Below are 11,706 nucleotides of genomic sequence, written 5' to 3'. Positions count from 1 at the left end.
CAGAGGCCACGGCCACACCCACCACACCCATCAACCCGGCCACACCACCACCCGATCCATCCGCTCCAACGTCCGCTGCCGATGCGAAATCACCAACACCGTCGCATCCACACTCGCAACCACATCCATCACACCAGCCTCCGCAACCGCATCCAACGCCGCCGTCGTCTCGTCCAACACCAACACAGCAGGAGACAACAACAACGCCCGCGCCAACGCCACCCGCGCCCGCTCACCACCAGACAAAGCAGCACCACCCTCACCCAACTGCGTATCCAACCCAGCCGAGAACACCCCACCATCCACCGGCAACCCAACCCGCTCCAGCACCTCACACAACTGCGCATCCGAAGCATCCGGAACACCCAACCGCAAATTATCCGCCAACGAACCGTGCAACAACGGCGCATCCTGCTCCACCAACTGCACCAACCCCGGCCATCGATCAGCAGGCACCTCATCAGGCACCAACCCACACACCCGCAACACGCCACCATCCGGACGCCACAACCCCGTCAACAACCGCGCCAACGTCGACTTACCCACCCCAGACGGACCCGCAATCCCCACATGCTCACCCGCCGCCACACACATATCCGGCACCTCAATCACCGCACGCCCCGGATACGCAAACTGCACCCCAGACGTCGACACAGCCACACCACCATCACCAGAAACACCCACCTCACCGGCAGCAGGAACCACTGAACCGGCCCCCTCTGACACCAACGCCACGCCCTGAGCCACCCGTCGCGCACTAGCCCGATGAGGCTGCAACGTCGAGATCACAGCCACCGCCTCAGCCACCGGCGCCAACAACGTCAACGACCCCGCCAACAAACACGGCACCCACACCGGATCCAACGTCACCGACGTAGCACCCACCACCACCAACGCCACCGAAGCCCCCACCACAACAGCCTCACGCAACGACGCGCCCCAAGCCTCCAAGGTGCGGATCTTGCGAGCCGGAACATCCACCGCAGCTGCCGCCGCAGTCACACCAGCTACCGCCTGCTCCTTACGATCAAAGACAAGCACCTCGCGCGTGCCAGCAAGCAAATCAACAACAGCCTCAGACAACGCCGACCGCCGTGACTGCTGCTCAGCACCCAGCCGCTCGCCGCGGCTCAGCGTGGGCCACGTAACCAGCCACAACGCCACCACAGCAGCAGCCACCACACACGCCGCTGCAGGAGCTACCAGCCATGCCACAGGCAACGCCAAAACCACAAGCAAGGCCGCCGCAGCTAGCTGAGCAACGGTGTGCGCATAGAAAAACTCCAGCTTTTCCACGTCAGTCATGGCAGTAGCAGCCAGCCTGCCCGAGTGCAGGCCGGTACGAGCTGGGACACCACGAGCAAAACCATCGAACAGGGCCATGCGTAGCCGAGCCAACACCCGATACGCGACCGAGTGCGAGATATCCATCTCATGCCAGCTGATGATCGGGCGAAGCAAAGCCAACGCAATGGCAGCCCACCACCACACCGGATCATCGGCGCGGTGCTCAATAACGGCGACAGCGACGATGTGAGCAGTAGCAACAGACAAGCCGATTAGGGCGAGGTTAGCGATGAGATCGACAAAAACGGTCCACGCTAGGGGAGCAGCTTCGGGTCGTAGAGAAGGTGCGAGGCTGGCGAGGTCCCGGAAGGTTGAGGTGCGAGTCGCAGTGGTGTTCATGATGCTTCCTGGCCGAGTGCGGTGGTGGAGTGCTCGATGTGGTGGTCGGTGATGCGCAAGGTCTGCTCAGCTGCGGCGAGTGCTTCGGGACGGTGAGCAATCATCAGGACGATGCGGTTGCGAGCTTCATTGCGCAGGGTTTGACAGACGATGCTGGCGCTGTGGTCATCGAGCGCGCTGGTGGGTTCGTCGAGGAGCAGCACAGCGGCGTCGGCGAGGAGGGCTCGGGCAATGGCGAGGCGTTGACGTTGTCCGCCGGAGATGCCGGTTCCTGCTTCGCCGAGGCGGGTGTTGAGTTGGTCAGGCCAGGTGCGTATTTCGGTGTCGAGGCCAACGGCTTCGAGCGCTTGCCAGAGTTGTTGTTCGCTGGCGTGGGGGGCGGCGGTGCGCAGAGTGTCAGCGATGGTTCCGGGGAAGAGGTAGGAGTGTTGGGATACGACAGCGATGCGGCCAGGGTGGGTGACGGTGCCGGTGTCGGGGGTGAGTAGGCCCAGGAGGATGTCGAAGAGGGTGGTTTTTCCTGAGCCGGAGGGGCCGGTGAGGGCGGTGAGTTTTCCGGGGGTGAGGTGGAGGTTGGCGCCGGTGAGGACGGGGTGTTCGGGGGTGTAGGAGAAGTGGATGTTGGTGGCGGTGAGGGCTTCGAGGGTGGTGTCGGTGTCGGTGGTGGTGGGGTGGGGGGTTTTGGTGGGGGTGGTGTTGCCTAGGGCTGTGTCGATGGAGTCTAGGGCGGTCAGGCCGAGGTAGCCGGAGTGCCAGTGGCGGGCGAGGTCGCGGACTGGGCGGAAGGTTTCGGAGGCCATGAGGAGGATGAGGTAGGTGATGGCTGCTCCGGTGAAGGGGCCGATGGTGGTGTGTGTGGTGGGGGTGGTGATGTTTCCGGTGGCGGTGAGGGCGGCGAGGATGGCTGCGGTTGTTAGGCCTGCTTGGATGCCGAGGTCGATGATGCCGGTGTCGGCGAGGGAGATGCGCATGGTTGCGACGGTGTGGCGGTGGAGGGTGTCGGAGCGGTGTTGGAGGAGTTGTCGGCGGCGGTTGACGGCTCCGAGGACGCGCAGGGTGGGCATGGTGCGGAGGGATTCGAGGTGGTCTGCGGAGAGTTGTTCGTAGCTGTCCCAGTGGTTGTGGCCGCGTTGGGTCATGGTTTTTTTCCACAGGCGGGGGCCGTGGATGGCGATGGTGAGGAAGAGGGCGGTGGTGAGGGCGGCCCAGGGGTTGAGGAAGGCGAGGAGGATGACGGCGGTGGGGCACAGGATGTGGGTGGTGAGGGCGGTGGGGATGTAGCGGGTGGTGTAGGCGTCGATGCCGTCGATGCCGTCGGTGAGGGCGAGGCGGCGGGCACCGAGTCGTTCGTCGGTGTCGTGGAGTCGGGTGGGGGCTAGGAGGGTGTTGAGGAGGTTGGTGCGTAGGTTGGTGCGGATTTTTTCGCCGAGGCGTGCGGAGGTGGTGGCTAGGGCGTGGCTGATGGCGGTGCGGGCGAGGATGCAGGTGAGTGCTGCGGTGAGGGGGATGGTGGGTAGGGGGGTGTTGGGGGTGGCGAGGGCGGCGAGGGCGAGGGCGAGGAAGAGGGCTTGGAGCCAGTAGGTGAGGGTGTGGGTGATGGTGAGGGCGGTGGTGGTGGCTAGGAGGCGGGGGTGTTGGGTGGCGAGGTTCCACAGGCGGGGTTCGATGATGTGGCTGATGAGTTTGTTGAGGTGGTTTTTCATGGGGCCTCCACGGCGAGTGCGTGACTGATGTTTCCGTGTTGGGGGTTGTGGGTCCAGCCTGAGATGGGGCGGGCGTTACGGCCGTGGGTGAGGTGGGTGATGAGGGTGTGGGCGGCTTGGTAGTGGGCGGTCCATTGGTGGTGGGGGTGTGGGCTGGCGTGGAAGAGGTGGAGGTGGGGGGTTTGGTCGATCCAGTGTTGGTTGGCGCACCAGGGGCCTAGTGGGGGGTGGCCGTGGGCGGTGGTGTTGGGGGGTGTGGGGGTGGTGAGTTGGTGGGGGTGGGGGCTGCGGCGGGTGAGGAGGGTGGGGATGGTGATGGGTGGGGGTGGGGTCTCGAGTGTGTCGATGGTGGGGGGTGGGGTGTCGAGGCCCAGGTCGGTGGTGTCGGGGATGTAGGGGGGTGTGGGGGTGGTGGGTGGTTGGGGTTGGCAGTTGCCGGTGGGGTTGGTGGTTGGGGTGTGGGGGTTGGTGGTGGGGTCGGCGTCGGGGGTGGTGATGTGGGTTGCGGTGAGGGGGATTTCGGTGGGGGTGTTGGGCCAGTGGTTGGTCCAGGTGGTAGGGGGTGGTAGGGCGATGCGGGTTGCGGTTTCGTTGGCGTCGCCGGGTAGGGGGTGTGGGGTGAGGTTGGTGCCGGTGGTGGTGGCGTGCAGGAGTGCGGTGGCATAGGCGGCGTCGCCGATGATGGCGGGGGCGCTGCGGTGGTGGTAGCGGGCGGCGGTGCGTTGGGGGAGTGCGGTGATGGTGATGGTGGCGTGGCCGTGGGGGAGTGGTGGGGGGTCGTTGGGGTTGTTGCGTTGGGTGTAGGTGCCGGTGTCGGGGTGGAGGATGTGGTGGCCGGGTGGGAGGTCGTATCCGGTGCCGCAGGTGATGTGCCATTGGAGGGGTTGGCAGGCGCCTGCGGAGGGGGCGCCGCGTTGGCGGAGTTTGGTGGGTTCTCCGGTGTGGGGGTTGGGGTGGAAGTGGGGGCCCCATCCGAGGGCGCGGATGATGATTGCTAGGGGCGCGCCGGTGGTGGTGGGTGTGTGGGTGGGGCCGTCCCAGGTGTTGGTGCGGGGTCCGGGGTGGGTGGTTGGTCCGGGTGTTTGTGGGCTGAAGGGGTTGGGGTGCATGGGTGGGCTCACATGTGGGGGGCGGGGATGAGGTTGAGGGTTTCGGGGGTGGGTGTGGGTAGTCCGTGGCGGTGTGCTTCGGTGGTGAATCGTGGCATGCCGTAGTAGGTGAATGCGGCGGGGGTGTTGGGGATCATGTCGGGGACGAGGACGCGTGCGACGGCGAGGCCGGTGGGGGCGACGTCGGGGGTGGTGAGGTCGCGGACGATGACGGTGTGGCCGTCGTTGGCCAGGCGTTGGCGTAGTTGGGCGGGGCTGACTGGGGGGATGTCGGTCAGGGGGATGGTGCCTAGGGCGGGGTTGGTGAAGCGTTGGGCGAGGTGGTGGGTGCGGGGGTCTTGCCAGATTTGGACGTGTGCGCCTAGGTCGCGGACGTGTTGTTGGTGGGGGCCGGCGTCGTCGAGGTAGCGGGCGTCAAGGCGGTGGGGGAGGTAGAGGCCGGAGGCCATGAGTCCGGCTTGGACTGCTTGGAATACCCACCCGTCGGCGTGTTGGGTGCCGAGGGTGTAGATCCAGGTGTGGACGGCTTCGAGGACGGATTTGCGTGCGGCTTCGGCTGGGTCGGATTTGGCGGAGAAGCCGGCGGCGTAGAGTCCGGTTTGGGGGTCGTAGACGAGGGCGGCGAAGGCGGGGGCGTAGTCGTGGGGCATGGCGACGACGTGGTATTCGAGGTCGGTGCCGCTCATGGCTTCGTGGAGGCCGGGGATGGTGTCGGGGTCGATGCCGTGGGCGGGGTAGCCCAGGTGCCACCATAGTTCGAGGGCGTCGCGTTCCATGATTTCGAAGAGGGCGCGGTCGCAGGCGTCGGAGAAGCCTTGTCCGGTGGCGATTCCGGCGTAGTTGAGGTGGTGGGTGCGGGGGAGGTCGCGGTATCGGCGTAGGCGCCAGTTGAGGTAGACCAGTGAGGCGGGTGCCCAGATTTCGCCTGCGGTGCCGCGGCCGGGGTGGTCGGGGTGGTCGATGTGGCAGCGGGTCCACAGGGTGGGGGTGGTGTCGGTGAGGGGGGTGTATTCGAAGTTGGGGCGTTGGTGTTGCCAGGGGGCGTGGCGGGGGAGGCTGTCGGGGGTGGTGATGGTCAGGCCGTCGTTGTGTAGTTCGGTGGCGGTGCCGCGGCGGAGGGTGTCGCCGTTGGGGGGGAGGTGGTTGCCGCAGTAGCGTTCGCAGGCTTCGGCGACGGCGGCGATCCAGGCGCCTTGGGGGTCGCCGAAGGTGGTGCCGAGGGAGACGCGGTCGGCGGGCCATTCGCCGAGGCGGCGGGCGTCAGATACTTCGGCGGTCATGGAGGTGTAGGCGGTGGGGGCGCGGTCGGGGCGTAGGACGGTGCGTACGCGGCGGATGATGCCGGTGTGTTCGTCGACGAGGCTGTCGAGGGGCCAGGGGTTGGGGTTGGTCATGGTGTTCTCCTTGTCCTGGGTGTGCTGTGTTGCCAGCCGTGGTCGAGGTGGAGGTGTGTGGTGGTGTGTAGGTGGGGGTGTTCTGGGGTTGTGCTGGGGTTTAGGAGGGTGTTTGCCCAGGTGAGGATTGGGGTGAAGAGTCCGCCGTGGGTGCGTAGGGCGGTGCGGGTGGGGTGGTTTTTGGGTAGTTCGGTGCCGAGTCCGTGTCCCCAGGGGCCGTGGATGAGGGCGGAGGGGCCGGGCCAGTGTTGGTGGAGTTGGTGGGCGTCTTCGGTGAAGAAGTCGTGGTCGCCGGCGATGGTGAGTAGGGGGGTGTGGGCGGGGTGCCAGCGGGTGTGGGGGTTGGGTTGTGGGGCGGCCCAGAGGGTGCGCCAGGGGGTATCGAGGGGGGTGTTGGTGAAGAGGTCGGTGAGGTGGCCAGTGGTGGCCAGGTGGGTGAGGTGGTCGAGTTTTTCTTGGGGGAGTGGTGGGTGTGAGTGGGGGCCGTGGCCGTGTTGGGTCCACCATCCGATGCGGTCGCGGATGCGGGGGGTGCCGTCGGGGTCGTGGGCGGTGTCCCATAGGCCCAGGGCGGGGACCATGGCGATGGTGCCGGTGATGGCTGGGCCGTTGGTGGCGGTGGTGTGGCGGGTGGCTTCGATGGCGGCGTGGGCGCCGTAGGAGGAGCCGGATATGAGGATGGGGAGGTTGGGGTGGCGGGTGGTGAGGGTGGTGAGGGTGGCGGTGCCGTCGGGGCCTTCGTGGGTGTATGGCTGCCAGATTCCGCCGGAGTTGTGGCGTCCGCGGACGTCTTGGGCGTAGGCGTGTAGGCCTGCTTTTGCCCAGGTGGTTGCTTCGCCGATGAGGTGGTGTGCGCCGTAGGGGGTGCGTAGGAGGATGATGCCCCGGGCGGGTTGGGTGGTGGTGTCGGCGGGGATGTGGATTGTGTGTAGTGGTGTGCCGTCGTGGGCGGGGACGGTGAGGGTCTGGGGGGTCACCGGCCTGCGGGGAGGGGTTCGGTGGGGGGGACGGCGATGATGGGGTGGGTTGTGATGCGTAGGGGGGTCATTTCGATGCGGGTGAGGAGGTGGGGGCCGCGTTGGGGGATGTGGTGTAGGTGGGTGAGGAGGTTGGTGAGTAGGTGTGCGCTGGCTAGGTGTGCGGCGTGGTGGGGTAGGTCGGTGAGGGGGTCGCCGCCGTGGGTGTGCCAGTGGGTGTGGGCGAGGTCTGGGGCGGGGCTGGCTGCGAGGCGGCGGGCGCGGATGTGGTGGGGGGAGATTGCTTGGGGGTCGTTGGGGGTGGCGAGGGGGTGGATGTAGAGGACGTCGTCTTCGCGGTGGACGGCGAGGATGGTGGTGCCGTTGGTGAGGTGGGTGTGGGCGAGGTTTTCGTCTTCGGGGGTGGTGATGGCGTGCAGGGCGATGGTGGGTGGGGTGGTGTTGTCGTTGGGGGTGGTGCAGGCGGTGGCGAGTGCGGCTAGGAGGGGGTCGAAGAGTTGGGGGGCCTGACCGTGGGTGGTGATGGTGGGCTGGTGGGGGCGGCGTGATTGGGTGCGGTTGGCGAGCGCGGTGGCGAGGGTGTCGGCGTCGGTGTTAGGGGCGATGTGCATGTAGGTGCCGTCGGGGGTGCGGACGGCTTGGCCGTCGCCGTGGGGGAGTCGCTGGGTTGTCATGTCTCGCTCGCTGGTGCCGTTGTTGTGTTGTTTGTGTTCGTGTCGTTGTGTGTTGTGGGTGGTTTTGTGTGCGGGGACGGGGCAGGCCCGTGGACGGGATGTGTCCACGGGCCTGCTTTAGATGTCTCAGGCGTCGAAGGGGTTCTCGACGAGAGCGTTGGAGTGAGATGCCGAAAGGTGGGCCAGGTGTTCGGTGTCCTGGATCTCGGCAAGCACTGCATCGTTCTGCATGTCTAGCTCCTTGTGTCTGGACTTACGGCGCCGGTTGGTGCCGTGGTAACACCATACGCACTATTAATATTGAGAGTCAATATCATTAAGAGGGAATTGGCTGAGAGTTACTGCAAAATAAGCCGATTTGCCCAGCCCCAGGGCCGACACTAACGCCTAAAACCAGGAGAAACGTGTATGAAAACCATCGTTGTCGCTGACCAAAAAGCCGGCCTCATCCACCTCTACGACCCCACCAGCAACACCTGGAGCACCCCACTAGAAGACACCGTCCTGGCCGAACATGCAGGTCTGCTCCACCTTCCCGATGGCCGCATCGCCTTCGCCGACGACGCCAATGGCGAACTCGTCCTCCTGGACCCAGCCACACCAGAAAACCCAACCCGCATCGCCATCGCCATCCCCGGCGAACACATCGCCACCGACCCCCACGGTCACTACATCGGCGTTAGTACCGGCCTGGGAGCCTCCTTTACCCCCTCTAGCGACCAACTCACCCTCATCGACCTCACCACCCCCCGACCCCGCGCCCGCCGTGTCCGCACCCGCAGCGGCGAACCCGGAATCACCCTCACCGACACCGCAGCCATCCTGCGCCACCGCGAACCCGGCGCACTCCAACGCCTCACCTACACCGAAATCACCGACGCAGGCCCCCACGTCCCCCAGGTCACCGGAACCACCACCGAAGACATCGACTCCACCGGCCACGGCGACGCCCACGACACCACCACCCACACCATCTACACCGCCACCGCCCGCGGCCTAGAAACCCACAACGACACCACCCTAGCTCCCGGCCCCATCCACCCCTGGGGCGACCCAGCTACCAACCCCGGCCGCGCCTACTTCCTACGCCACTGCCCCCAACGCCGCATCATCGCCGCCGTCTGCCGCCATGGCGGCGACAACCCCCGCGCCTGGCACACCTGGACCAACAACCTCTGGATCCTCGACCTAGACACCGGCACCACCCGCACCACCGACCTCGGCCCCGGCCTCGTCTTCCGCTTCGCCCTCACACCCACCGCCCTCGTCGCCAGCCGCATCCACCCCGACGGTGACGAACTCACCGCCCACACCCTCACCGACCTCACCCTCCGCGGACGCTGGGAACTTCCACCCCTCGAACACGGCCCCAAACCCGGACGCGAACCATGGGACGCCGCCGACCGCCGCGCCACCGCCGCCGACCCCACCGGCGAAACCGCCATCGTCACCCGCGGCGGCCACGGCCAAATACACATCATCGACACCAGCTCCCCAGAAAAACCCATCACCACCTGCACCGCCCCCAGCGCACTACGCGACGGCGGACACCTCGGCTGGTTCGACGACGCCATCGCACCCCAGCACCGTGACCGGGTGGGCCGATGACTATTACTCCTCAACCACCCGAAGAACTCACCACCACCTACCTCGACGCCATCCGCGCCATCGGAAGCCAACCCCGCTGGTCAGCACCAACCACCACCCCACAAGGCCACCTGCACCTGCATTGCCCCCCAGGGCACACCCGTCGAAGCATCTGGACTGCCACACCCGAACAACTCGAACACGGCAACCCCGGAAACCCCCTCGATATCGAACTACCAGGTGAACCCCTAGGCCTCCTCACCAGCCCCCACGCAACAGTCGCACTCACCCGCCGCAACGACGACGAACACCGTGACGCTGTACTCCTACCCACCGGAAAAGACACCACCAAGCCACACACCATCGCCCACCACATCAGCCCCTTCGCCGCCCCCACCCTCACCAACGACGGCCGCCTGGCACTGTGCCCCACCGGAGCACCAGGCAGCCGCCGCCACTTAGCCCGCACCACCACCAACATCCACCTCATCGAACGTGACACCCACAAAACCGGCATTCACCACGTCCACCTCAACGACAACAACGAACACACCTGCACCGCTACCCCCCACGAAACCCCTTGGCACACACTCCCACCCGGAACCACCCTGCTCAACACCGGCGAACAACTCCTGGCCGCAACCACAACAACACTGACCACAATCCCCGACCACCCCACCGCATCTGCCCGCCAATGGCAGATGCCCACAGGGCGACTCCTATGGCTAAACCTGCACCCCCACGACCCTGAAACCCTCCTGGTCGCCACCCGCAGCAACGGCCACATCACCCTGCATCAACTCCACACCCGCACCCCACCCGCCACCCTCTGGAAAGGAGACATCGGCGAATCCCTCACCTCAGCCTCCACCACCGAGGCAGGTCTCTGGTACGTCACCGCCACCGCCGACCACCCCACCACCCTCCACTACACCCCCCTGAAGACCAACAACACTCCCACCACCACTAACGACCCCCACCAGCCCCTCATCCATACCCGTCACACGGCCACCGCCCCCGACGGCACCCCCATCCCCTACATCCTCACCCACCGACCAAACACTCCCACCCCCGCACACGTACTCCTCACCGTTTACGGCGGATTCGGCATCGACAACTATCCAGAACCCGAACCAACCGTGGCAGCCTGGTGCGACCGCGGCGGCATCGTCGCCACCGCACACGTACGCGGCGGAGGCGAAGAAGGACCCCACTGGCACGAAGCCGGACGCGGCGAAAACAAACACCACACCATCAGCGACCTACTCGTCATCGCCCACCACCTACGCCACAACAACATCGCCGCCCCCCACGGCATCACCGTCTGCGGAGCCTCCCACGGCGGCTTCGTCGCCCTGGCCGCAGCACTATCAGACAACCCAGAAACCACACCCATCGCAGCGGTCACCGTCACCGCACCACTACTTGACCTCGTCCACCTCGACCGCCACGCAAACGGTGCCTTCTGGGGTGAAGAATTTCCCAGAGACCCAGCCCGACGCACCGAACTATCACCACTACATCTGGTCACCTCCGCACGCACCCCCCTGCCACCACTATGGCTAGCCAGCATGGGAGCAGACGCACGCATCGCCGACGACACCCACACCTTCATCGAACGATGGCGCGCTCGCGGACCAGCACACCGCTACCACGAACCACACAGCGGTCACGTCGGAGCAGACCTCGCGACCCTGGATGCACGCGCCGCATCCATGCTCGCCTTCGCTCACCACTTCACGGCACGATCCTCACCAACAGAGCACACCCGTGAAGATCCAGTCGAGGCCACTACGTCAGAAAAAGACACCGAATCCAACGAAGACAGGTAAGCAATGTCACATACGTAAGACTCCACCGGGCTAGAAGACCACCCAGGTAACGCCAACACTGCGCGATACCCAGCAGGGACGGGCACACCAGTCAGCCGCCACGTGCACCCGGCCACCGACACAGTATCTGCCCGCCCATCCATACAGCCCGGTGCCGTAGCCGAGGAAAGAAACCCCGTACCCACTGCCTTGGCTACCGCCTCCTTCGCTGTCCACCAGCGCGTCATTTCCCCAGGTGAGGTGCTGGTGGACAGCGATGCCAACTCAGCCCTAGTAAAGGCGTACTCATTAGCTCCCAACGCCACCACCGCGGATTCAGCCTCTACATCCACCCCACACGGCACTGACGAAGCAGCTGCTGCAACCACGTCGCCGGCATGAGCGATCGAAACGAAAGGCCCCCGCAGATCGCCTATATGACTTACCGGTTGCCCCCGCCGCGGCCCACCCTCAGTAGTGACAATCGTCACACTCTCAGGGGATTTTTGGGCCACTAACGCGGCCGCATACCGCGCCACCACTCGCCCCGATGCATGCCGCAGCGCATCCTCATGACGACGAAAAGTCGCCACCCGCGCCTTCTCGGCCTGCGTCAACAGCGCAGACGTCAACGCTGCATCACACGGCGAAGAGACGAGAACAAAAGTTGAAGCGAACACCTCACCAAAGTAATCCGTCAAAAAAGTTGGATCACTCCGCCAGATAGACACATCTTGATTAGGAAAAACGTAACTTGATAGGTTA

Annotated in this window: 10 protein-coding genes; 2 read left to right on the top strand and 8 right to left on the bottom strand. The window is 65.5% G+C overall.

Annotated elements, in window-relative coordinates:
* Positions 1-30: 30 nt before the first annotated feature.
* Genes AC2T9U_RS09755 through amiA form a run of 7 tightly spaced genes read right to left on the bottom strand, consistent with a single transcriptional unit; the run spans position 31 to position 7,774 of the window.
* Positions 31-1,686 carry an ATP-binding cassette domain-containing protein gene (locus tag AC2T9U_RS09755; RefSeq protein WP_493695958.1) on the bottom strand — a complete coding sequence of 552 codons (1,656 nt, stop codon included), beginning with the start codon at positions 1,684-1,686 and terminating at the stop codon, positions 31-33.
* Positions 1,683-3,389, bottom strand: coding sequence for an ATP-binding cassette domain-containing protein (locus AC2T9U_RS09750; protein WP_493695957.1), 1,707 nt, complete (start codon positions 3,387-3,389; stop codon positions 1,683-1,685). Before AC2T9U_RS09750 ends, AC2T9U_RS09755 begins: the two co-directional genes overlap by 4 nt.
* A complete protein-coding gene (locus tag AC2T9U_RS09745) occupies positions 3,386-4,510 on the bottom strand; it encodes a hypothetical protein (RefSeq protein ID WP_493695956.1) in 1,125 nt (374 codons plus the stop codon). Before AC2T9U_RS09745 ends, AC2T9U_RS09750 begins: the two co-directional genes overlap by 4 nt.
* The gene (locus AC2T9U_RS09740; protein ID WP_493695955.1) at positions 4,507-5,892 is read right to left on the bottom strand and encodes a YcaO-like family protein; all 1,386 of its coding nucleotides are present in this window, start codon (positions 5,890-5,892) and stop codon (positions 4,507-4,509) included. The genes AC2T9U_RS09745 and AC2T9U_RS09740 overlap by 4 nt, the downstream gene beginning before the upstream one ends.
* Entirely contained in the window at positions 5,889-6,869 is a 981-nt protein-coding gene (locus AC2T9U_RS09735; protein WP_493695954.1) for a CocE/NonD family hydrolase, read from the bottom strand. The genes AC2T9U_RS09740 and AC2T9U_RS09735 overlap by 4 nt, the downstream gene beginning before the upstream one ends.
* Complete coding sequence (locus tag AC2T9U_RS09730) at positions 6,866-7,651, bottom strand: hypothetical protein (RefSeq protein WP_493695953.1); 786 nt, start codon at positions 7,649-7,651, stop codon at positions 6,866-6,868. The genes AC2T9U_RS09735 and AC2T9U_RS09730 overlap by 4 nt, the downstream gene beginning before the upstream one ends.
* Positions 7,652-7,669: 18 nt before the next feature.
* A complete protein-coding gene (gene amiA / locus AC2T9U_RS09725) occupies positions 7,670-7,774 on the bottom strand; it encodes a streptamidine family RiPP (RefSeq protein WP_243886421.1) in 105 nt (34 codons plus the stop codon).
* A gap of 177 nt (positions 7,775-7,951) precedes the next feature.
* Between amiA and AC2T9U_RS09720 the strand changes: the two genes are divergently transcribed.
* Both AC2T9U_RS09720 and AC2T9U_RS09715 read left to right on the top strand, forming a co-directional pair.
* Entirely contained in the window at positions 7,952-9,151 is a 1,200-nt protein-coding gene (locus tag AC2T9U_RS09720; protein ID WP_493695952.1) for a hypothetical protein, read from the top strand.
* Positions 9,148-10,962 (top strand): prolyl oligopeptidase family serine peptidase, encoded by a 1,815-nt coding sequence (locus tag AC2T9U_RS09715; protein ID WP_493695951.1) that lies wholly within the window; start codon positions 9,148-9,150, stop codon positions 10,960-10,962. Before AC2T9U_RS09720 ends, AC2T9U_RS09715 begins: the two co-directional genes overlap by 4 nt.
* Here the strand turns inward: AC2T9U_RS09715 and AC2T9U_RS09710 are convergent.
* Positions 10,860-11,672 (bottom strand): 4'-phosphopantetheinyl transferase family protein, encoded by an 813-nt coding sequence (locus AC2T9U_RS09710; protein ID WP_493695950.1) that lies wholly within the window; start codon positions 11,670-11,672, stop codon positions 10,860-10,862. The genes AC2T9U_RS09715 and AC2T9U_RS09710 overlap by 103 nt on opposite strands.
* Positions 11,673-11,706: the final 34 nt, after the last annotated feature.

It is taken from the genome of Dermatophilus sp. B7861-1 (genome assembly GCF_058996045.1).
This window is presented reverse-complemented; position numbering and strand designations above follow the sequence as displayed.

Bases quoted from the DNA above. Each gene is read 5' to 3' on its own strand.
- AC2T9U_RS09755 (WP_493695958.1), bottom strand. From the start codon at position 1,686: ATGAACACCACTGCGACTCGCACCTCAACCTTCCGGGACCTCGCCAGC.
- AC2T9U_RS09715 (WP_493695951.1), top strand. From the start codon at position 9,148: ATGACTATTACTCCTCAACCACCCGAAGAACTCACCACCACCTACCTC.
- AC2T9U_RS09720 (WP_493695952.1), top strand. From the start codon at position 7,952: ATGAAAACCATCGTTGTCGCTGACCAAAAAGCCGGCCTCATCCACCTC.
- AC2T9U_RS09750 (WP_493695957.1), bottom strand. From the start codon at position 3,389: ATGAAAAACCACCTCAACAAACTCATCAGCCACATCATCGAACCCCGC.
- amiA (WP_243886421.1), bottom strand. From the start codon at position 7,774: ATGCAGAACGATGCAGTGCTTGCCGAGATCCAGGACACCGAACACCTG.
- AC2T9U_RS09740 (WP_493695955.1), bottom strand. From the start codon at position 5,892: ATGACCAACCCCAACCCCTGGCCCCTCGACAGCCTCGTCGACGAACAC.